The organism is Kiloniellales bacterium (genome assembly GCA_030066685.1).
Taxonomy (GTDB): Bacteria; Pseudomonadota; Alphaproteobacteria; order Kiloniellales; family JAKSBE01; genus JAKSBE01.
Genome location: JASJBF010000054.1, coordinates 1 through 20,456 on the forward strand (window position 1 = coordinate 1; position 20,456 = coordinate 20,456).

The 20,456-nt window shown below is 68.3% G+C and carries 17 protein-coding genes; 11 read left to right on the forward strand and 6 right to left on the reverse strand.

The window, feature by feature from the left end; translation table 11 throughout:
- Nucleotides 1-453 precede the first annotated feature (453 nt).
- On the forward strand, nucleotides 454-1,530 hold the full coding sequence (locus QNJ30_26100) for a hypothetical protein (protein ID MDJ0946938.1): 1,077 nt from the start codon (nucleotides 454-456) through the stop codon (nucleotides 1,528-1,530).
- A gap of 123 nt (nucleotides 1,531-1,653) precedes the next feature.
- On the opposite strand, the gene QNJ30_26105 is transcribed toward QNJ30_26100, so the two are convergent.
- The 3 genes from QNJ30_26105 to QNJ30_26115 form a co-directional block, all read right to left on the reverse strand.
- Entirely contained in the window at nucleotides 1,654-2,334 is a 681-nt protein-coding gene (locus QNJ30_26105) for a zinc metallopeptidase (GenBank protein ID MDJ0946939.1), read from the reverse strand.
- An 86-nt stretch (nucleotides 2,335-2,420) separates the two neighbouring features.
- The gene (locus QNJ30_26110) at nucleotides 2,421-3,644 is read right to left on the reverse strand and encodes an adenylate/guanylate cyclase domain-containing protein (protein ID MDJ0946940.1); all 1,224 of its coding nucleotides are present in this window, start codon (nucleotides 3,642-3,644) and stop codon (nucleotides 2,421-2,423) included.
- 58 nt (nucleotides 3,645-3,702) lie between these two features.
- Nucleotides 3,703-5,313 carry a phosphoenolpyruvate carboxykinase gene (locus QNJ30_26115; GenBank protein ID MDJ0946941.1) on the reverse strand — a complete coding sequence of 537 codons (1,611 nt, stop codon included), beginning with the start codon at nucleotides 5,311-5,313 and terminating at the stop codon, nucleotides 3,703-3,705.
- A 421-nt stretch (nucleotides 5,314-5,734) separates the two neighbouring features.
- On the opposite strand from QNJ30_26115, the gene QNJ30_26120 reads away from it, so the two are divergent.
- Nucleotides 5,735-6,334 (forward strand): hypothetical protein, encoded by a 600-nt coding sequence (locus QNJ30_26120; GenBank protein MDJ0946942.1) that lies wholly within the window; start codon nucleotides 5,735-5,737, stop codon nucleotides 6,332-6,334.
- Nucleotides 6,335-6,589: 255 nt separating this feature from the next.
- Nucleotides 6,590-7,189 carry a hypothetical protein gene (locus tag QNJ30_26125; protein ID MDJ0946943.1) on the forward strand — a complete coding sequence of 200 codons (600 nt, stop codon included), beginning with the start codon at nucleotides 6,590-6,592 and terminating at the stop codon, nucleotides 7,187-7,189.
- A 71-nt stretch (nucleotides 7,190-7,260) separates the two neighbouring features.
- On the opposite strand, the gene QNJ30_26130 is transcribed toward QNJ30_26125, so the two are convergent.
- A complete protein-coding gene (locus tag QNJ30_26130; GenBank protein MDJ0946944.1) occupies nucleotides 7,261-7,998 on the reverse strand; it encodes a DUF2470 domain-containing protein in 738 nt (245 codons plus the stop codon).
- 189 nt (nucleotides 7,999-8,187) lie between these two features.
- On the opposite strand from QNJ30_26130, the gene QNJ30_26135 reads away from it, so the two are divergent.
- The 6 genes from QNJ30_26135 to ptsP all read left to right on the forward strand — a co-directional run bounded on the left by QNJ30_26135 (nucleotide 8,188) and on the right by ptsP (nucleotide 14,800).
- A complete protein-coding gene (locus tag QNJ30_26135; GenBank protein MDJ0946945.1) occupies nucleotides 8,188-8,889 on the forward strand; it encodes a response regulator transcription factor in 702 nt (233 codons plus the stop codon).
- A gap of 48 nt (nucleotides 8,890-8,937) precedes the next feature.
- Entirely contained in the window at nucleotides 8,938-10,626 is a 1,689-nt protein-coding gene (locus QNJ30_26140) for a stimulus-sensing domain-containing protein (protein MDJ0946946.1), read from the forward strand.
- Nucleotides 10,627-10,637: 11 nt separating this feature from the next.
- A complete protein-coding gene (gene rapZ, locus QNJ30_26145; GenBank protein MDJ0946947.1) occupies nucleotides 10,638-12,128 on the forward strand; it encodes an RNase adapter RapZ in 1,491 nt (496 codons plus the stop codon).
- Nucleotides 12,125-12,547, forward strand: a complete 423-nt coding sequence (locus QNJ30_26150; protein MDJ0946948.1) for a PTS sugar transporter subunit IIA — start codon at nucleotides 12,125-12,127, stop codon at nucleotides 12,545-12,547. The genes rapZ and QNJ30_26150 overlap by 4 nt, the downstream gene beginning before the upstream one ends.
- Nucleotides 12,544-12,834 carry an HPr family phosphocarrier protein gene (locus tag QNJ30_26155; protein MDJ0946949.1) on the forward strand — a complete coding sequence of 97 codons (291 nt, stop codon included), beginning with the start codon at nucleotides 12,544-12,546 and terminating at the stop codon, nucleotides 12,832-12,834. The genes QNJ30_26150 and QNJ30_26155 overlap by 4 nt, the downstream gene beginning before the upstream one ends.
- 169 nt (nucleotides 12,835-13,003) lie before the next feature.
- Nucleotides 13,004-14,800 (forward strand): phosphoenolpyruvate--protein phosphotransferase, encoded by a 1,797-nt coding sequence (ptsP, locus tag QNJ30_26160; protein MDJ0946950.1) that lies wholly within the window; start codon nucleotides 13,004-13,006, stop codon nucleotides 14,798-14,800.
- A gap of 225 nt (nucleotides 14,801-15,025) precedes the next feature.
- On the opposite strand, the gene QNJ30_26165 is transcribed toward ptsP, so the two are convergent.
- Nucleotides 15,026-15,199, reverse strand: a complete 174-nt coding sequence (locus QNJ30_26165; GenBank protein ID MDJ0946951.1) for a Flp family type IVb pilin — start codon at nucleotides 15,197-15,199, stop codon at nucleotides 15,026-15,028.
- Nucleotides 15,200-15,499: 300 nt separating this feature from the next.
- Between QNJ30_26165 and ahcY the strand changes: the two genes are divergently transcribed.
- Together ahcY and QNJ30_26175 are read left to right on the forward strand one after the other, a co-directional pair.
- Nucleotides 15,500-16,795 (forward strand): adenosylhomocysteinase, encoded by a 1,296-nt coding sequence (gene ahcY, locus QNJ30_26170; protein ID MDJ0946952.1) that lies wholly within the window; start codon nucleotides 15,500-15,502, stop codon nucleotides 16,793-16,795.
- 227 nt (nucleotides 16,796-17,022) lie between these two features.
- A complete protein-coding gene (locus tag QNJ30_26175) occupies nucleotides 17,023-19,386 on the forward strand; it encodes a PAS-domain containing protein (protein MDJ0946953.1) in 2,364 nt (787 codons plus the stop codon).
- On the opposite strand, the gene QNJ30_26180 is transcribed toward QNJ30_26175, so the two are convergent.
- Entirely contained in the window at nucleotides 19,377-20,441 is a 1,065-nt protein-coding gene (locus tag QNJ30_26180; GenBank protein ID MDJ0946954.1) for an NAD(P)/FAD-dependent oxidoreductase, read from the reverse strand. The two genes, QNJ30_26175 and QNJ30_26180, sit on opposite strands and share 10 nt — an antisense overlap.
- Nucleotides 20,442-20,456: the final 15 nt, after the last annotated feature.

Genomic DNA, 20,456 nt, shown 5'->3' on the forward strand with positions numbered 1-20,456 from the left:
GGGTGATCCCGGCTCGGACCCAGACCTTGAGAGCCGATTTCTGCGGCCTCATGGCCGTCACCCCCTCCTGTATCCTCCCCCATCAAGGGGGAGGAGGCGCATGACCCGGCCTGCTCCGATTTGAACCGGACAGCCATGGATCAAGTCCGGCCATGACAGCTGGGAAGAAGGTTGTCGAGCGGGCGATATTCGGTCCAGACGTCCTCCTGAGGCTGTTCGGGGCCCCGCCGGGTGGGCTTCCGGGGCGGCCGGCAGGATCGGAAGGCCGTTCGCGCCTATGCCCCAGGGCGCAGCACAAACGCCCTTATGGGCCATGAGAAGTATTGTAACTAAGCTGTTTAGGTTAACTTCTTAATCATATATTCGTCCGATACTCCCACCGCAGTTTCACGGCGCAGGCGCGCTCGCAGGTAGCGCTCCGCCGGCTACACGATGAAACCTAGGTGGCCTCGGATGACCGACATTCAGACAATCCTCCTGAGCCAGCTGAACCGGCACCTGGTCGGTAGCGAGCTGGCCAAGGACATCGACGATGTCCTTGTCGACCGCTTCGGCGCGGCGAAGCAGGAGTACCGCAGCATCCCGAAGGAAGAGCTCGACGGCGACGTCGAGGAGAAGCGCGTCGAGCTCCTGAACAGGATCTCGATGCTGCAGAGCCAGACCTTCTTCAAGGTCAGCAAGGACGACGCGCTGACCCGGATGATCCCCAACCTCCTGATCCCCTACCTGATCGATCAGGGGGCGGCGGCCTACGAGGCGCGCAGCCTCCAGGACCTGACCATGCTGGACCACAACCTCCAGCAGTTCCAGAAGGTCCTGGACCAGGCGATCAAGCGCAGCCACGGCCGCCAGTCGTCGCGGCGCTACGGCGTGCTGGGCACGACCCTGGGCCTGATCGGCACGGTCGCCCTGGTGATCTGGGCGCATCGCGCCGGCCTCGACATGAACTGGACCATTCCGATCTTCTCGGTGCCGGTGCCGATCGTGCTGTGGAGCCTGGTCGGCTCCCTGGCGGCGATGTTCTACCGCTTCAACACCTCCTCCGAGACCGAGGATCCGCTGCGCCTGCTGCTGACCCGGCCGGTCTTCGGCGTCGGCATGGGCATGATCGTCTACTTCCTGATCGCCAGCTTCCTGGTGCCCGAGATCGCCGCGCTCAGCCTGGGCACCCACAAGGCCATGTGGGTGGTCGCCTTCCTGGCCGGCTTCAGCGACCGCTTCATCGACTTCACCTTCAAGCTGATCGTCGGCTCGCTCGGCCGCCTGACCAAGACCGACGCCGACCAGGCCGCCGAGGGCCTGGGTGGCGACAGCGCGCGCCGGACCATGGAGCTCCTGGAGGAGATGTCCTGGGGCCGCCATTCGATTCCCGACCGCGCCGGCATGCCGGAGCGCCGCCGGGCCCCCTCGGAGCGCGCTGCCCACGGCGCCGGACCGCGCGCCGCCGGCGACGGCGACGCTGCGGCCGGGGTCACGCCGCCGGTCGACGACGCCCGCACGAGGGGCGGTAAGGACGCGCCCCGGAACTGAGGAGCAGGTACCGAGGCCGCGGTCCTCGATCGAGATCCGCACGACCCTCCCGCCACCGAAGCTGGCCCCCGTCACGAAGCGGGGGCCTCTTTTTTGCGTTCGGGCCGAACCGGGCCCGCCACCTCACCGCAGGTAGCGGATCCACTGCCAGAGGTTGAGCAACGAGGCCAGGGAGCCGGCGACGTAGGTCAGGGCGGCGGCGCGCAGGATGCGTCGGGCCGCCGGCAGGTCGCGCTTGGGCAGGTAGCCGCCCCGGTCAAGGATTGGCAGGGCGCGTGCAAAGGAGGCGTTGAACTCGACCGGCAGGGTCGCCAGGTGGACCACGACCGCGCTGGCCATGGACAGGACCCCGATGCCGATGACGCCCAGGGTCAGCAGGGGCGAGCGGCTGATCAGGCCCCAGAAGGGCGAGGTCAGGGCGATCACCGAGCCCAGTCGCTGGAACAGGGCGGTCGCCTTGACCAGGCGGTGGCGGTTGACCAGCGGGGCGTAGGCGTCGCGGTGCTGCAGGGCGTGGCCGACCTCGTGGGCGGCCACGACCACCGCGGTCAGCGAGCGGCCGTTATGGTTCGGCTCGGTCAGGCGCACGACGCGGTCCGAGGGGTCGTAGTGGTCGCCGAGGGCGGTGACCTCGACCCCGACCCCCTGCAGGCCGGCCTCGTCCAGCAGGTGGCGCGCCAGCTCGCCGCCGGTGCCCGGAAAGTCCTTGCGGTCGTGGGCGTGGCGCGCCATGACCGCCTTGGCCCAGAGGCTGGGCCCGAAGACCACGGCCAGCACCAGCAGTATGAGCAACAGGTAAGGCACCCGGCAGAATCCTTAAGGGACGAGGCTGCTTCCGTCCTCTGAGATTGGAAGCCGATACCGGGATTGGAAGAGCGCCAGGGGCTCTATCAGCGCTCGGCCTGCTCGGTCAGCAGGGTGAAGAGCTCCTGGGGCTGGCGGACGCCGCGCAGGGCGTAGCGGCCGAGCGAGACCAGGCGGCTGGCGTCGCCGCAGCCGGCCGCCGCCGCGAAGGCGGCGGAGACCACGACGGTCTGGTCCAGGGCCCGCGACATGGCTTCGATCCGGGCGACCTCGTTGACGGCGGGCCCGACCACCGTGAAGTCCAGGCGGTCGCGTGAACCGATGTTGCCGAACTCGACCTCGCCCAGGTGCAAGCCGAGGCCGAAGTCGGCCCAGGGCAGGCCCTGGCGCTCCCGGCCCTCGCGCAGGGCCTCGCAGCGCTCGGCCGTGGCCGCGGCGGCGTTGAGGGCCGCGCAGCAGTTGGCCTCGTCGTCCGCGGCCTCCGAGAACATCGCCAGGAAGCCGTCGCCGGTGAACTTCAGGACCTCGCCGCCGAACTCGTGGACCGTGTTGACCATGCACTCGAAGTAGTCGTGCATCATGCCGAGCAGGCGGTCGCGTGGCTGGCTGTCCGAGATCTTGGTGAAGCCGCGCAGGTCGCAGTACCAGAGCACCGCGCGCAGGGTCTCGCCGCCGCCGCGCTTGACGCTGCCGGTCAGCACCCGGCGCCCGGCGGCGCGGCCCAGGTAGGCGGTCACCACGCTCTCGAAGGCGCGCTGGGTGGCACCGCGGTTGATCGCCAGGGCCAGGGCCGGGAAGAGCGCGTCCAGGGCGGCGATCTCGGCGTCGCGGAAGCCCTCGGGCCGGTCGGTGACCCAGGAGGAGATCAGCCGGTTTGTCGGCCCCGGACGGGCCTCTTCGCCGAAGCGGATCTGAAGGGCGTAGTAGTCGCTGGCGCCCTGCTCGCGGAAGCCGTCCAGGAGGGGAAAGCGGGTCGGCTGGTTGCTCTCCCAGAGCCGCTCGCGCAGGCGCATCACGTCGTGCCGCCACATGTAGGCGAAGGGAATGGCGTCGAGCTCTTCCTCTGTCGCGCCCGACTCCCCGCGCAGCCAGCCGTCTTCCTCCACTTCCTCGGCGTCCTTGCGCCAGATGTAGAGGTAGCCCTCGATGATCGGATGCAGGGTCGGCTGAGAGATGTTGACCCGCCAGAGCTGGAAGCCGGTCTCCGTCAGTCGGCGGCAAAAGCCCTCGAGCAGCATCTGAGCGCTGCGGCCGCCGAGGGCCTCGCCGATGATCCAGTCTTCGATCTCCAGGCGTTGCTCCGCCTGCATGGGCATCGGCCTTCCGTGTTCTCGGCCGTGCGGCGGGCTCCGCCCCTTGGGCTGAAAGCTAGGCCGCCGCGCGGATCCCCGCGGCCTTGACCTCGTCGCCGACGTAGGCCTCGAACTGCTTGAAGTTGACCTCGAAGCGCTTGGTCAGCTCCGCGGCCGTGGCGTCGTAGGCGCCCTTGTCGCGCCAGGTGTTCTTGGGGTCAAGGACCTCCGGCGGCACCTCGGGGCAGGACTGCGGCATGGCCAGACCGAAGTCCGGGTGCAGCAATGTGCCGACCTCGGCCAGGCGGCCGTCCAGGGCGGCGCGGACCATGGCCCGGGTGTGGCCGATCGCCATCCGCTCGCCGACTCCGTAGGCGCCGCCGGTCCAGCCGGTGTTGACCAGCCAGCAGTTGGCCCCGTGGCGGGCGATCTTCTCGCCCAGCATGCGGGCGTAGATCGAGGGATGCCGCGGCATGAAGGGCGCGCCGAAGCAGGTCGAGAAGGTCGCCGCCGGCTCCTTGCCGAGGCCCTTCTCGGTGCCGGCGACCCGGGCGGTGTAGCCCGAGAGGAAGTGGTACATCGCCTGCTCGGGCGTCAGCCGCGAGATCGGCGGCAGCACGCCGAAGGCGTCGGCGGTCAGCATGACCACGTTCCTGGGGTGGCCGCCGCAGCCGGAATCCACGATGTTGGGAATGAAGTCGATCGGGTAGCTGGCCCGGGTGTTCTCGGTCAGGCGATTGTCGTCGAGGTCGAGCCGGCGCGTGTCCGGATCCATGACGACGTTCTCCAGGATCGTCCCGAAGCGCCGGGTCGTGGCGTAGATCTCAGGCTCGGCCGCCGCCGAGAGCTTGATCACCTTGGCGTAGCAGCCGCCCTCGAAGTTGAAGACCCCCTTGTCCGACCAGCCGTGCTCGTCGTCGCCGATCAGGGCCCGGGTGCCCTCGGCCGAGAGCGTCGTCTTGCCGGTGCCCGAGAGCCCGAAGAAGATCGCCGTGTCGCCCCCGGGCCCGAGGTTGGCCGAGCAGTGCATGGGCAGGACGTCGCGCGCCGGCAGCAGGTAGTTGAGCAGCGAGAAGACCGATTTCTTGATCTCGCCGGCGTAGATCGAGCCGCCGATCAGCACCATCCGCCGGGCGAAGCTGACCACGACGAAGACCTCGGAGTTGGTGCCGTCGCGCTCCGGATCGGCTTGCAGGAAGGGCGCGTGCAGCACGGTGTAGGCCGGCTCGAAGCCCAGCAGCGACTCGCGGTCTGGCTGGATGAACATGTTGCGGGCGAAGAGGCTGTGCCAGGGGCTCTCGCTGACCACCCTCACCGGCAGCCGGTACCCCGGATCGGCGCCGGCATAGACGTCCTGCACGAAGAGCGGCCGGCGCTGCAGGTAGGCGGCGACCTTGGCGTGAAGCCGGGCGAAGTCGTCCTCCGGCATGGCGACGTTGACGTCGCCCCACCAGATGTCGTCCCGCGAGGCGGCCTCCTCGACGATGAACTTGTCCTTCGGCGAGCGGCCGGTGTGGACCCCGGTGGTCACGACCAGGGCGCCGCCCTCGGCCAGCGCGCCCTCGCCGCGGCGCAGCGTCTCCTCGTAGAGCGCGGCCGTGGTCAGGTTCCAGTGGACGTCGCCGCTGTTGATGATGCCGTGCTGCACGAGGCCGTGGCGGCTGACGGCCGGTCCCCTGTCGGTCAAGGCGGTCTACTCCCTAGTTGGCCCTGCCGGCCGGCCCTCGGCGCCTTGCGCGCTCTCGGCGGCCGCGTTCCCCTGGCGCAGTTCTAGGCGCCCAGCCGGGGCGGCGCAAGCCGTTGCGGCGGCCTTTCGGAGGCCAGAGCGAACTGGGGTGTCGGGGGCTTGGAGTCCATGATAATAGGATAAAAATCTTACGGCGTCGCCGCTGCCGGCGCGGCCAGGGCGCGGCGCCTCGAAAGGAAAAAGCTCGCTTCCCGCCTGGACGAACAAAATATAACTTAGTATATATGCCGATATTATTTGTATTCAATTTCACCCTGTCTTAACGACATAAGATTACATTGAGTGAAATACCTCACAGATAAGCCGGATAGTTGAGGTTGCGGTTTCTTTCCTAGCATGGATCAGTCAAGCGGAGGATAGGATGAAGAAATCACGGAACGCCGCCATCGTTGCCGCCTTTGCCTGCGGGCTTCTGGCCGCTCCGGCCCTGGCAGTGGACCCCCACCTCGTGCCGGCCCGCGATTTCGCCGCGGCCTCGGTGGCGAACTGGCTGAACGATCCGGTGATCCTGCGCAGCATCAAGGCGCACAACGCCCGCCATGCCGAGCTGTCCCGTGGTGAAATCGAGGCGCTCGACATCCAGTGGCGCCTGGAGACCGCCGCCGCCGATCGGCCCCTGATCGACAGTGTCCTGCAGAGCCAGCTGTCGAAGTGCCTGATGTACCTCAGGAAGGCGGCCGGCGGCCGGGTGACCGAGATTCTGGTCATGGATGCCTACGGCATGATCGTGGGCGTGGACCATGCCAATTCCGACTACTGGCAGGGCGACGAGGACAAGTGGCGCAAGACCTATCTCGCCGGCCCCGGCGCGGTCTTCGTGGACGATGTCGAGCACGACCCCTCCACCGACGCCTTCCAGTCGGAGGTCAGCTTTGCGATCACCGACCCGGAAAGCGGCGAGGTGATCGGTTCGATCACCCTGGGCATCGACGTCGACAGTCTGACGCAGAACGAAACTTGAGGGAGGTGGCGCGGGCGGCTCGGCCGGTCCAAACCGCCGGAGCCGCCCGCGCCGACCAGCCCTGCCCTCCGGTGGGCCATGGGCCCCGATTTGCTCGGCAGATCGCGTGGGTGGAATGTGTTCACAGATGGATACAACTTAACGACTCCTTAATAATACTTCGATTGACTATCGGGAACCAATCCAATTACAGGCCATCATTGGTTTGATGGCCTTCGTCACTTGGAGACTTCCGCGTTCACTGGGGGATTCCCGATGACCCATCCAATCCGCGGCCTGGTGCTGGCAGGCTGCTTTCTCGGCTTCCTGGCCGGTGCGGCGCAGGCGGCCGAGCAACACGTCGAGCCGATGAAGAACTTCGCCAAGAACACGGTGCAGCAGTGGATCGGCGAGCCGGTCATGATCAGCGCGATCAAGGCGCAAAACGACCGCTACGCCGACCTCACCCAGTCGCAGATCGACAGCATGGACATTCAGTGGCGCACAGAGACGGTGCTGAGCCGCAAGCCGCTGATCAAGCAGGTGTCCGGCAACCCGTTGTCGGCCCGCTTGAAGGAGCTGAAGGCCGCGACCAAGGGCGTGGTCACCGAGATCTTCGTCATGGACAACCGGGGCATGAACGTCGCGATCAGCGACGTCACCTCGGACTACTGGCAGGGTGACGAGGACAAGTGGCAGAAGACCTTCCTGGCCGGTGCTGGCACCGTCTTCGTCGACGCGGTCGAGCACGATGCCTCGACCGACAGCTTCCAGTCCCAGCTCAGCATGTCGATCGCCGACCCGGCGACCGGAGAGGTGATCGGCGCGATCACCGTCGGCATCAACGTCGACCGCCTGAACGCCGTCGGGCTCTGACGCGTCGGCCGATTGTTTCGCGGGGCCGCCGCCGAGCCGCGGCGGCCCTGCGGCCCGTCGCCGGCCCGGGCTCAGCCCCCGCGCCGCCGGGCCGCCTTGGTCAGGCGAACCAGCTCGACCCGGCAAGATTCAGCATCGCGCACCGACTTCTCAAAGCGTCCTCGGTCGAGCTTGCGGCCGCGCCTGAGGTCGAAGCCCTCGGGGTCGACCCCGACCAGCTGCCAGCCTTCGCCGTCCAGCCCCAGGACGCGCCCGGCGATCAGGTCCAGGGCATCCGCGTGGTCCTGGTTCATGTGGGCGATGATGTCGCCCTCGGCGGCAGCCAGCGCGGCCGGTCCCGCCTCGATCTCCAGCTCCCCGCCCTCCAGCCAGTGGATCCGGCCGAAGCCGGCGACCAGGTGGGCCGCCTCGGGCTCCACCCTGTAGAGCCGGAAGTCCCCGAAGCCGGCATAGGTCGCCGCAGTGGGGTGCCGGGCCACGAAGCGGTCGAGCAGCGCCGCATCGCGGACCACGGCCGCGCGGCCCTGAACCGAGGCGCGTGCCCCGGTCAGCGGCTCCTCCTCCGGCCCGTGGCCGTCGAGCAGAAGCGACACCCGGGGGTCGGCGGCGATGTTCTTGCTGTGGTCCGCGAGGTCCGAGAGCAGCAGCAGGGGCGCGCCGCCCTGGTCGCAGGCCATCAGGACCAGCGAGGCGTAGGGCGCCTGCGCGCCGCCCCGCTGCAGCGTGGTCGCCAGGGCCGCGGTCTCGGCGCGGCGCAGCAGGTCCTTGACGATGGCCCCTGGCCGGGCCTTTGGTTTCGGCTGCTCCATAAGGTTAACAACTGCGCCCGGTCCGGACCGGGGTCAAGGGCCGCCGTCGCCCGGGGGAGGGTCACGCCGGAAAGAGCGCGACAATGCCCCGGGTTTGCCCCAAAGCGGCCACAGTGCCCGGGCAAGAAGGCCGCTCTGGCAATTCCACCTCGTTCTGCCTACATGCTTTAGCAATAAGAAAGGGCAGCCATGCAGCCAACCATCGCCCTGGTCGACGACGACCGCAATATCCTAGCGTCGGTGTCCATCGCCCTGGAAGCGGAGGGCTTCAAGGTGCGGACCTACACCGATGGCTCGGAGGCCCTGCGGGCCTTTCAGGCGAGCCCTGTGGACCTGGCCATCCTCGACATCAAGATGCCCCGCATGGACGGCATGGAGCTGCTCGGCCATCTGAGGAAGTCCTCGACCCTGCCGGTGATCTTCCTGACCTCCAAGGACGACGAGGTGGACGAGGTCCTGGGTCTCAGGATGGGCGCCGACGACTACATCACCAAGCCCTTCTCCCAGCGCCTGCTGATCGAGCGGATCCGCGCCCTGCTGCGGCGCGAGAAGCTCTCGCAGGACGACGGGGCCGAGGTCACCGCGGAAAAGCCCCTGACCCGCGGCGACCTGATGCTGGACCCGGCGCGCCACCTTTGCACTTGGAAGGCGGAAGCGGTTAATCTCACCGTCACCGAGTTCCTGATTCTCAAGGCGTTGGCCCAGCGCCCTGGGCACGTCAAGAACCGCGATCAGCTGATGGACGCGGCCTACGGTGAGCACATCTACGTTGACGACCGGACGATCGACAGCCACATCAAACGCCTGCGAAAGAAGTTCAAGGTCGTCGACGACGGGTTCTCGCAGATCGAGACGCTCTACGGCGTTGGCTACCGCTACAAGGACGCCTGACCCACAGACGCCTAAGCCGGGGGCGGCGGCGCGCCGCCTGGAAGGGGGATGACGGCCGAAAGCGAGATCAAGCCGCTGCTCGCGCCGCGGGCGGGGGTGGAAGACGTCAGCGACGTCGCCGAGCAATCTCAGGCGCGACGGGGTGGGCGTTTGCCGATTCTGGGCTCGCCCCTGACCCGCCGGATCCTCACCCTCAACGTCCTGGTCCTGCTGATCCCGGTCCTCGGCCTGCTGCATCTCGAGCAGTTCCGCGACAGCCTGATCGAAGCCGAACTCGAGGCCCTAAATGTGCAGGGCCGGGCCTTCTCGCTCTCCCTCGCCGGCGGCGCCGTCGTGGTCAGCCCGAGCGGCGAGGAATCGATCCTTCCCGAGGCGACCCGCAACATCATGCGCATCCTGCTGCCCGGCTCCGGGGTCCGGGCCCGGCTCTTCGACCGGGGCGGCAACCTGGTGGCGGACTCCTTCCGGCTCACGGGCAAGGGCGGCCAGGTGCACGTGGTCGAGCTGGCGCCCCTTGACGGCGGCACGGCGGTGTCGCGAACCCTGAGCCGGATGCTCGACCGGGCCATCGACTGGCTTCCCGGGGTCGATCACCTGCCGGTCTACTACGAGGCCCCGGTGCAGCGCGCGACCGACTACGACGAGGTCGCCATGGTCCTGCGAGTCGGCCGCGGCGGTGGCATGGCCCGGGTCGGCCGGCGCGGCGGCCTGGTGCTTTCGGCCGCGGTTCCAGTGCAGCGCTACCGGCAGGTGCTGGGCGCCCTGATGCTGTCCAAGGACGGCAGCGTCATCGAGTCGGCGGTGCGCAACCGGCGCCGGGACATCCTGCTGGTCTTCGCCATCGCGCTTGGGGTGACGATTCTGCTCTCGATCTATCTGGCCAGCACCATCGCCCGGCCGGTGCAGCGGCTCGCCGAGGCCGCCGATCGGGTCCGGCACGCCAAGGGCCGCCAGGTCGAGATCCCCGACATGTCGCATCGCCGCGACGAGGTCGGCGAGCTCTCCGCCGCCCTGATCGACATGACCGAGTCGCTCTGGACCCGCCTGGACGCGATCGAGCGCTTCGCCGCCGACGTGGCGCACGAGATCAAGAACCCGCTCACCTCGGTGCGCAGCGCGGTCGAAACCGTGGCCCGGGTCGACGACCCGGAGCAGCAAAAGAAGCTGATGAGCATCATCCTCGACGACGTGCAACGCCTGGACCGGCTGATCAGCGACATCTCCGACGCCTCGCGGCTGGATGCCGAGCTGTCCCGGGCGCAGACCGAATCCGTCGACCTGAGTCAGCTCCTCGGCGCCCTGTCCGAGACCTACGACGCCGTGATCGAGCAGAAGGAGCTCAAGTTCGAGCTCAGCCTGCCGACCCGCGACGTCGTGGTCCAGGGGATCGAGGGCCGGCTGGGCCAGGTCTTCCGGAACCTGATCAGCAACGCCATTTCCTTCAGCCCGCCGGGCGGCGCGATCCGGCTGCTGGTGCGCCCGCAGGCCGGCGCCGTCGACATCCTGGTCGAGGACGACGGGCCGGGCATTCCGGAGACCAAGCTCGCCGCCATCTTCGACCGCTTCTACAGCGAGCGGCCGAGCGACGAAAAGTTCGGCACGCACTCGGGGCTCGGACTGTCGATCTCGAAGCAGATCGTCGAGGCCCTTGGCGGCCAGGTCACCGCCGAGAACCGGCGGGACTCGGACGGCGCGATCATCGGTGCCCGCTTTCGCGTGCGCCTGCCGCTCGATTGACCCCAGCCTCCATGGCAGAGGCCCTCGTCCACGCCACCTGCGTCGTGGTCAAGGGCGTCGGCCTTCTGCTGCGCGGCCCCTCGGGGTCCGGCAAGTCGGACCTGGCGCTGCGTCTGATCGACGCCGGCGCGGCCCTGGTCGCAGACGATCAGACCGCCTTGCGGACCCGCCGAGGCCGTCTCGTCGCGCGGTCGCCCGATACGCTGGCGGGCAAGCTGGAAGTCCGCGGCCTGGGGATCCTCGAGCTGGCCCACAGCGCGGAGGCGGAGGTCGGACTGGTCGTCGACCTGCGACCGGGACAGGAACCGGAGCGACTGCCGGAGGCGGCCGAGGCGGAGATCCTTGGGGTCTGCCTGCCGCGGCTGCAGCTCGATGCCTTCGGCCCTTCGGCCGCCGCCAAGCTGCGCCTTGCCGCTCGGAGCCTCGGGACGCTACAACAGCCCGGTCCAGGGACCTGGAGCGGGCTGGGGCCCGAGACCATGACGACCGCAAGCGTGACCACCAGCAACGACGCCGCCGCCCGCGGATCCGCCGATCCCGAAGCCGGGACCTTTGAGCGGCCGGAGGTCCCTGCGGATCGCCGCCTGGTCCTCGTCACGGGCCTTTCGGGGGCGGGCCGCTCCTCGGCCCTGAAGGCGCTCGAGGACCAGGGCTACGAGGCGATCGACAACCTGCCCCTGGGCTTTCTCGCCGCGGTGACTCGCGAAACCTCTGTGCCGCCGGCGGACCGAACCGAACCTGCAACCGAGCTCGGAGAGCGTCCGGTCGCGATCGGCATCGATACGCGGACGCGGCACTTCGCGGTGGAGACCTTCCTGGCCCAGCTGGAGACCATGGCCGAGCGGCCGGGCCCGGATCCCCTGCTTCTCTTCATCGACTGCGACGACGACGTGCTGGTCCGCCGTTACGCCGAGACCCGGCGCCGCCATCCCCTGGCGCTGGACCGCCCGGTGGCGGACGGCATCCAGGCCGAGCGTCGCCTGGTGACTCCCTTGCGGGCGCGGGCCGATCTGGTCATCGACACCTCGGAGCTGACGCTGGGCGGACTGAGGACCCAACTCGCCGAGCGGCTGGGGCTGGGCGCGGGTGGCGGCATGCTGGTGTCGGTGCTGTCCTTCTCCTACCGTTTCGGCCTGCCGAGGCACGCCGATCTGGTCTTCGACGTCCGCTTCCTGGCCAATCCGCATTACGAACCCCTGCTGAGGCCACTTACCGGGCGCGACGAGCCGGTCGCGGCCTACGTACAGGAAGATCCCGGATTTTCCATTTTTTTCAATCATCTGACGGAGCTTCTCGAGCCGCTTCTGCCGCGCTATCGCAAGGAGGGCAAGAGCTATCTGACCTTGGCCGTGGGCTGCACCGGCGGCCGGCACCGCTCCGTTGCGGTCGCTGAGCGCCTGGCGGCCTGGCTCGCCGACAAGGTGCCGCAGGTCAAGCTCCACCACCGCGATGTCGGGCGCAGCCACGGCGCCGGGCCGAGACCGGAAGAGGAAAAACCATGATCGGACTGGTTTTGGTTACCCATGGCGGCCTTGCCCGCGAGTTCCTGGCCGCCGTCGAGCATGTCGTCGGCCCGCAGGAGCAGGTGGCGCTGGTCTGCATCGGCCCCGAGGACGACATGGAGGAGCGCCGCCAGCAGATCATCGACGGCGTCGACCGGGTCAACGGGGGCGACGGCGTGGTGGTGGTCACTGACATGTTCGGCGGTACGCCATCGAACCTGGCGATTTCGGTCTTGGATCAGGGCCACGTCGAGGTGATCGCCGGCATGAACCTGCCGATGCTGATCAAGCTGGCCAGCCTGCGGAGCGAAAAGCCGATCGGGGTCGTGGTCGCCGAGGCCCGGGAAGCCGGTCGCAAATACATCAATGTCGCGTCCGAACTGCTGGCCGGGGAGGCCGCGGCGAAGGTCAAGAAATGAACCGGGATCAGGTCTTGGTCGCCAGGCGTCGCGTGACCATCGTCAATCAGCGCGGGCTGCATGCCAGGGCGGCGGCCAAGTTCGTCAAGCTGGCCGGCAGCTACGAGGCCGAGATCCTGGTCCGCAAGGACGGCACCGAAGTCTCCGGCCTCTCGATCATGGGGCTGATGATGCTGGCCGCAGGGCTGGGCGCGGAGATCGAGCTGCAGGCGAAAGGCCCGGCGCGGGAACCCGCGCTGGCCGCGCTGGCGGGCCTGGTCGCCGCCGGCTTTCACGAGGAGGCCTGATGAGCGGCGTCCGGATTCCGCCGCTGAAGCGGAACAGCCTTCGGGCCTCCGGCCGCCTTGGGGACGTCGGGCGGTGGCGCCGCCTGCGCCTGCAGGCAGGGCCATGAACCGCGCGATCCGGATCCCGGTACCCGGGCGGCGGCGGCACAGGCGATAGACGACAGGCAAGATGGCGGCAAAGCGGGAAAAGAAGGGCAAGGGGGGCCGAAAGCGGCCCGGCGGCGAGCGCGTGCTGCAGGGCCTGGCGGTCTCCCCCGGCGTTGCGGTCGGCCAGACCTTTTTGCGCGAAGCCGGCGAGATCCAGATCAACGAGTACACGGTATCGCGGCGCCAGGTTCCGGTCGAGGCGGAGCGCTTCGAGAAGGCGGTGGCCAGGGCGCATGGCCAGCTGGACAAGATCCGGGCCCACGCCGACAACTTGCACGGCACGGCGGCCGAGGAACTGGGCTACCTGCTGGATGCCCACGAGCAGATGTTGTCCTCGGCGCGCCTGACCAAGGGCGTCGTCCGCCGCATCGAGCAGGGGCGGATCAACGCCGAGGCGGCGGTCATGGCCGAGATCACCGAGATCGCCGCCAACTTCGAGGGCATGAACGACCCCTACCTGGCGGCCCGGGCCGACGAGATCCGGGAGGTCGGCCTGCGTCTGCTGCGCAGCCTCTCGGACCGTCCCTACCAGGGCTTCAAGGAGGTCCCGGCCGGCTCCGTCATCCTGGCCGAGGAGATCACCCCGGCGGACACGGCGCTCATGGACCCCCGGCGGGTCGGGGGCTTCGCCTGCGTGCTCGGCGGTGCCGAGAGCCACACCGCGATCATGGCCCGCTCCCTGGGCCTGCCGGCGGTGCTCGGGGTCGGCGGGCTGCTGGAGGACGTGGTTCCGGGCGAGACGGTGATCGTCGACGGCTCCGACGGCCTGGTCATCCTGCGGCCGACCGCCAAGCGCCTGGCCGACTACAAGCGCCGCCAGCAGGCCATGGAGCGCGAGGCACGGGCCCTGGTGCGCCTGAGGACGCGGCCTGCGGTCACCCGGGACGGGGTGACGGTGGCGCTGCAGGCCAACCTGGAGCTGCCGCGGGAGGTCTCCCAGGCGCGCTCGGCGGGGGCCGAGGGCATCGGCCTTCTGCGCACCGAGTTCCTCTACATGAACCGGGACACTTTGCCCGACGAGGAGGAGCAGACCGCGGCGCTGCGCGAGATCGTCCGCGCCATGGGCGGCCGCCCGGTCACGGTGCGTACGCTCGACGTCGGCGGGGACAAGCTGGCCCCCTCCCTGCGGCCGCGCTTTTACGGTACCGCCAACCCGGCGCTCGGCCTGCGGGCGATCCGGCTGTCGCTGAAGGAGCCGGAACTGCTGGATACCCAGCTGGCGGCGATGCTCCGCGCCGGGGCCGAAGGGCCGATCCGGATCCTCCTGCCGATGATATCGACGGTCGCCGAGGTCGTGGAGGTCCGGAAGGCGCTCGCCGCCACCGCCCGGCGCCTCGAGCGAAAGGGAGAAAAGATCGCCGATCCGCGACCGCCGGTCGGGGTGATGATCGAGATCCCCGGCGCGGCGCTGGCCGCCGACGCCATCGCCTCGGTGGCGGATTTCTTCGCCATCGGCAGCAACGACCTGACGATGTACACGCTGGCGATCGACCGCGGCGAGGAATCCGTCGCGCACCTCTACAACCCGCTGCATCCGGCGGTGCTGCGGCTGATCCAGTTCTCCGTCGAAGCGGCGCTGCGGGCCCGCCTGCCGGTCAGCGTCTGCGGCGAGATTGCCGGCGACCCGCGCTTCACTCCGCTGCTGCTCGGTCTCGGCGTACGCGATCTTTCGATGTCGGCCAACTCCCTGCTCCGGGTCAAGCAGCAGATCCGTGGCCTCGACATGCAGGCCGCCGCCCGCCGCGCCCAGGTCATCATGGATCAGACCGACAGCGCCCGGATCGCGGCGCTGCTGGATGACTTCAGCGAATCCCTGTGACCGATCGGCCGAACGTCCGGGATCCGTCCGCCCGGAAAAGCTAGAGGGGCACCCCGTTTGCCGGGATGCCCCTCGAACTGACCAGTCTTGCCCTTAGTCAAGTCACCGCTGACAGCGGCCTTCTTGCCGTCTGGGACGGCCTTGAGAATTCCTGTCCTCCCGGTGTTCCGTTCCTTGAGGTGTTCAGGCTTTCCCCTCTGCTTGACTGGGCGTCGTGCTAGGCCATTAAGAGGCCGCGTCCAGCTTCGAAGCCACACCGTCGAACAGCGTGTCCAGCGAGCTGCCGACGGAGGTCAGGGCGCCGATGGCGGCGACTGCGATCAGAGCGGCGATCAGGCCGTATTCGATGGCCGTCGCGCCGGACTCGTCCTTCGCGAAGGAATGCAGGGACTTGAACATAGGGGTATCCTCCAATGAACAAACAAGCGCGATCGCGCGATTTGGTGTAGTTTGTCTACACCCGGATCTTGGACTTGAAATATTAATATTAGGTAACGCCCACCACAGAAATGCCACATCAAAATAATGAAAATATATAGCGCGTTTTATGTTTCATATTTACTGCGAAATTAACCTTAGAACGCCAAGTAATTCCCTGTGCGGCGCCGCGGCGCCCGGCGCTTGTCGCTGTCGCCGCTGGCTGTTAAACCCTCCGCGATTCGGCCGCTATCGGCGACCCTGAACACGGAGAACGGAAAAATGGCGCAATTCGACGACTACAAGGTGGCCGATATCGGCCTCGCCGACTGGGGTCGCCGGGAGATCGCGATCGCGGAGACCGAGATGCCGGGCCTCATGGCCCTGCGCGAGGAGTTCGGCAAGGCCCGGCCGCTCGAGGGCGCGCGGATCACCGGCTGCCTGCACATGACCATCCAGACCGCGGTCCTGATCGAAACCCTGCGGGCTCTGGGCGCCGAGATTCGCTGGTCCTCCTGCAACATCTTCTCCACCCAGGATCACGCGGCGGCGGCGATCGCCGCCAGCGGCGTGCCGGTCTTCGCCTGGAAGGGCGAGACCGAGGAGGAGTACTGGTGGTGCATCGAGCAGACCATCGAGGGCCCGGACGGCTGGCGGCCGAACATGCTGCTCGACGACGGCGGCGACCTGACCGTGGTCATGCACGACAAGTATCCCGAGCTCATGACCGAGGTCCGCGGCGTTTCGGAGGAAACCACCACCGGCGTCCACCGCCTCTACGAGATGGCCAAGGCCGGAAAGCTCGCGGTGCCGGCCTTCAACGTGAACGATTCGGTGACCAAGTCGAAGTTCGACAACATCTACGGCTGCCGGGAATCCCTGGTCGACGGCATCCGCCGGGCGACCGATGTGATGATGGCCGGCAAGGTCGCGGTGGTCTGCGGCTACGGCGACGTCGGCAAGGGCTCTGTGCGCTCCCTGGCCGGCGCCGGCGCCCGGGTCATGGTCACCGAGATCGACCCGATCTGCGCCCTGCAGGCGGCGATGGACGGCTTCCAGGTCGTGACCCTGGACGAGGCCGCCTCCCAGGGCGACATCTTCGTCTCGGCGACCGGCAATGCCGACGTCATCACCATCGACCACCTGCGTGCCATGAAGGACCGGGCGATCGTCTGCAACATCGGCCACTTCGACAACGAGATCCAGGTCGAGTCCCTGCGCAACATGAAATGGCACAACATCAAGCCGCAGGTCGACGAGATCGAGTTTCCCGACGGCAAGCGGGTGATCCTCCTGGCCGAGGGCCGCCTGGTGAACCTCGGCTGCGCGACCGGGCACCCCAGCTTCGTGATGAGCGCCTCCTTCACCAACCAGGTGCTGGCGCAGATCGAGCTTTGGACCAACCCCGGCAAGTACGACAAGCAGGTCTACGTCCTGCCGCGGCACCTCGACGAGAAGGTCGCCGCCCTGCACCTCGAGAAGGTCGGAGCGAAGCTGACCAAGCTGACCCAGGCGCAGGCCGACTACATCGGGGTCCCGGTGAAGGGGCCCTTCAAGTCCGAGGCCTACCGCTATTGAGGATGCCGCTCTTCGCGTCCCCGACGCCGCGGTCCAGGCCCCTGCTCGGAGCGCCTGGTCCGGCTCGGCTTGTTCGCACCCGGCAAAGGAACTAGACTCGCGTATTACTAGGGTCTTCTAGGTATATCGACCTTGGCGGCACCCTACCGAATGTACGTGCGGCGAATTGACCCGATCGACCGGCGGGTTCGGCTAAGCGGCCTTCAACGGCAAGGGGCAATCGGCTCGTGCTGCCCACCGCTCTGATCGCGCTGCTGGTCGCTGCCGGCGCCTGCCTCTACCTGGGCCGCCGGCTGGCCAGCCTTCAGGAGGAAAGCGGCGCGATCAGGCGTCAGGCCGCCATCGCCGAGGCTCGTCTCGCGGCGGCCACCCTGGGCAGCTTCGATCTCTCGGACAAGGCGGCCGGCGCCTCTCCCGGCCTGATCGCTGGTCTCGGCCTGGAGGGCGCTCCGGCGGACGGCCACGGACCGGACAGCCTGGAAGCCGTCCTGGCGATACTCGCAGACTCCGAGCGGCAGTCTCTAACGGCGGCGATCGAGGCCCTCGAGCGCGCGGGCGACGGCTTTCGGCTCGTGCTGAAACCGGAGCGGGGCCCGGCGGCCGTCTCGGTATCCGGCGTCCGCTTCGACGGTCCGGACGGGGACGCCGAGCGTTCCGCCTTTCTCTGGTTCCAGGACGTCGGCGAGGACGTTACCCGCCTCGAGCGGGCCGAGGCCGAACGGTCGCTGCGCGAGGCCCTGCTCGACAGCTTGCCGGTGCCGGTCTGGCTGCGCGACGATTCGCTCGAACTCAGCTACTGCAACGCGGCCTACGCCGGGGCCGTCGACCGGGAGCGGGAGTCGGCGGTCGCGGACAGCGTCGAACTGCTCGACCAGGCGCAGGGTGCGCCGGGCCTGGCGCTGGCCCGTCGGGCGCGCGAGGGCGGTGCCGCAGTGAGCGAATCCCACCACGCGGTGGTCGGCGGCGAACGCCGGCTCATGGCGGTCGAAGAGCGGCCCTTCGGCGACCAGGGCCTGGTCGGCCTGGCCATCGACCGGACCGATGTCGAAGAGCTGCAGTCCGAGCTCAGCCGGCACATCGATGCACATTCCGAGGTCCTCGACAATCTGGCAAGCGGCATCGCGATCTTCGGCCAGGACATGCGGCTCAAGTTCTACAACGGCGCCTACGCGCGCATGTTCCACCTGGACGAAGACTTCCTGGCGAGCGAACCTCATCTCAACGACGTTCACGAGGCGCTGCGGGAGCGTCGGCAGATTCCCGAGTCCGCCGACTTTCCCAAGTTCAAGAAGGAACGGCTGCGCGCCTTCCAGACCTTGATCGAGCCCCTGGAGGAACTGCAGCACCTGCCCGACGGCAGTACCATCCGCACGGTGGTCGCGCCGCATCCCTTCGGCGGCGTGCTCTCGATCTGCGAGGACGTGACCGATCGCCTGGCACTCGAGCGCTCCTACAACACCCTGATCGCGGTCCGCCAGGAGACCCTGGACAACCTCTTCGAGGGGGTTGCGGTCTTCGGCAGCGACGGGCGCCTCAAGCTCCACAACCCGGCTTTCGCGCGGATCTGGGAGCTTTCGGCCGAGAGCCTGCAGAACGAGCCCCACGTCCGCGACCTGCTGCCGCAGCTCCGCCGCTTCTATCCGATCAGGGACGACTCCTGGCCGGAGGCCGAGGAGCGCATGGCCGTCCAGGTCACCGAGGCGGAGCCGCGCAGCGGCCGCCTCGAACGTAGCGACGGCATGGTCCTCGACTGGTCCCAGGTGCCGCTGCCCGACGGGGCCAGCCTCTTCACCTATTTCGACGTCACCGATTCGACCCGGGTCGAACGTGCGCTGCGCGAGCGGGCCGAGGCGCTGGAGACCACCGACCGCCTGAAGTCCGAGTTCATCGCCAACGTCTCCTACGAGCTGCGCACGCCGCTCAACGCGATCATCGGCTTCGCGGAGATCCTCGAGAAGCAGCTCTTCGGCGAGCTCAACGACCGCCAGCTGGACTATGCCCGGGCGATCGTCGAATCCTCGGAGCGCCTGATCAGTCTGATCAACGACATCCTCGACCTGGCCACGATCGAGGCCGGCTACCTGCAGCTGGAGCTGGAGTCGATCGACATACGCGAGCTGCTGAACAGCATCTTCACCCTGGGCCACGAGCGCGCCCGCAGCCGCGGTCTCGAGCTGGCCCTCGACTGCGAGGAGGATGTCGGCGCGGTGGTCGCCGATCCGCGGCGGCTCAAGCAGGCGCTCTTCAACCTGCTGTCGAACGCCTTCAAGTTCACCCCGGAAGGCGGCAGCGTCACCGTGTCCGCGGTCCGCGACAACGGCGAGCTGCTGCTTTCGGTCGCCGACACCGGGGTCGGGATCCCGGTGGAGGAGCACGGCCGGGTCTTCGACAAGTTCATCCGCGGGCCCGGCAACCCGCGCCAGGCCGGTGCCGGCCTGGGGCTGTCGCTGGTGCGCAGCCTGATCGAGCTTCACGGCGGCCGGATCGAGCTCGCCTCGGAGCTGGATCGCGGCACCAAGGTGACCTGCCGGATCCCGGTCGAGCCGCCGCTGTTGGCCGTCGAGGCGCCGGCCGACGTCCGTCAGGCCTGACCGGGGACGCCCTTGGTGGTCGAGTATTCCCAGTGCAGGGTCTCATCCGGACGGACCCGGGCGTGGATCGCGTGCGCCGCCATGGCCGCCTCCGAGAAGCCGCAGAGGATCAGCTTCAGCTTGCCCGGATAGCTGTTGATGTCGCCGATGGCATAGATGCCCTCGGCACTGGTCATGCAGGTCTCCGGGTCGACTGCGATCTGACCGCGATCCAGGTCCAGGCCCCAGGACGCGATCGGGCCGAGGTTCATCGACAGCCCGAAGAAGGGCAGCAGGATGTCGGCCTCCAGGCGCCGCTCCTCGCCCGAGATCTTGCGCACGATGACGGCTTCCAGCTGGCCGTCTCGGCCTTCCAGGCCGTGCAGCTGATAGGGCACGACCAGGCGGACGACGTCGCCGGCGCTGGCCAGCTCCTGCAGGCGAGCCACGTTCTCCGGTGCGCCGCGGAACTTGGCGCGCCGGTGCACGACGTGGATCTGCGCGGCCAGCTCGGCCAGGGACAGGGTCCAATCGAGGGCCGAGTCGCCGCCGCCGGCGATGACGATGCGCTTGCCGCGAAGGTCTTCGCGCCGGCGGACCATGTAGAAGACGCTCTTGCCCTCGTAGTCGCGGATGCCCTCCAGCGGCGGGCGGTTCGGACCGAAGGCGCCGCCGCCGGCCGCGATCACCACCGCCTTGGCGTCGAGGCGCAGGCCGCCGTCGGTCTCGAGCGACCAACGTCCCCCGGTGGTGGCTTCGATGCGCTCGACCCTCTGGCCTAGGTGATAGACAGGCTCGAAGGGTGCGGCCTGCTCGCCCAGCCGCTCGACCAGCTCCGAGGCCTGGATCCGCAGGTAGCCGGGGATGTCGTAGATCGGCTTCTCGGGGTAGAGCGCGGCGCATTGGCCGCCCAGGGAGTCCAACGCGTCGATGACATGGCAGCGGATTTTCAGCATGCCCAGCTCGAAGACCGCGAAGAGGCCGACAGGGCCGGCGCCGATGATCGCGACATCGGTGGTCGCTGTGGTCTTCGTCTCTGTCGTCTGGGACTTGGACTCGCCGGAGGATTCTAGCATCGGGACTGTGCGGAT

What these genes read in the sequence shown, in the direction of transcription:
- QNJ30_26100 (MDJ0946938.1), top strand. Translation starts at nt 454, where the DNA reads ATGACCGACATTCAGACAATCCTCCTGAGCCAGCTGAACCGGCACCTG.
- QNJ30_26110 (MDJ0946940.1), bottom strand. Translation starts at nt 3,644, where the DNA reads ATGCAGGCGGAGCAACGCCTGGAGATCGAAGACTGGATCATCGGCGAG.
- QNJ30_26120 (MDJ0946942.1), top strand. Translation starts at nt 5,735, where the DNA reads ATGAAGAAATCACGGAACGCCGCCATCGTTGCCGCCTTTGCCTGCGGG.
- QNJ30_26125 (MDJ0946943.1), top strand. Translation starts at nt 6,590, where the DNA reads ATGACCCATCCAATCCGCGGCCTGGTGCTGGCAGGCTGCTTTCTCGGC.
- QNJ30_26130 (MDJ0946944.1), bottom strand. Translation starts at nt 7,998, where the DNA reads ATGGAGCAGCCGAAACCAAAGGCCCGGCCAGGGGCCATCGTCAAGGAC.
- QNJ30_26135 (MDJ0946945.1), top strand. Translation starts at nt 8,188, where the DNA reads ATGCAGCCAACCATCGCCCTGGTCGACGACGACCGCAATATCCTAGCG.
- QNJ30_26140 (MDJ0946946.1), top strand. Translation starts at nt 8,938, where the DNA reads ATGACGGCCGAAAGCGAGATCAAGCCGCTGCTCGCGCCGCGGGCGGGG.
- rapZ (MDJ0946947.1), top strand. Translation starts at nt 10,638, where the DNA reads ATGGCAGAGGCCCTCGTCCACGCCACCTGCGTCGTGGTCAAGGGCGTC.
- QNJ30_26150 (MDJ0946948.1), top strand. Translation starts at nt 12,125, where the DNA reads ATGATCGGACTGGTTTTGGTTACCCATGGCGGCCTTGCCCGCGAGTTC.
- QNJ30_26155 (MDJ0946949.1), top strand. Translation starts at nt 12,544, where the DNA reads ATGAACCGGGATCAGGTCTTGGTCGCCAGGCGTCGCGTGACCATCGTC.
- ptsP (MDJ0946950.1), top strand. Translation starts at nt 13,004, where the DNA reads ATGGCGGCAAAGCGGGAAAAGAAGGGCAAGGGGGGCCGAAAGCGGCCC.
- QNJ30_26165 (MDJ0946951.1), bottom strand. Translation starts at nt 15,199, where the DNA reads ATGTTCAAGTCCCTGCATTCCTTCGCGAAGGACGAGTCCGGCGCGACG.
- ahcY (MDJ0946952.1), top strand. Translation starts at nt 15,500, where the DNA reads ATGGCGCAATTCGACGACTACAAGGTGGCCGATATCGGCCTCGCCGAC.
- QNJ30_26180 (MDJ0946954.1), bottom strand. Translation starts at nt 20,441, where the DNA reads ATGCTAGAATCCTCCGGCGAGTCCAAGTCCCAGACGACAGAGACGAAG.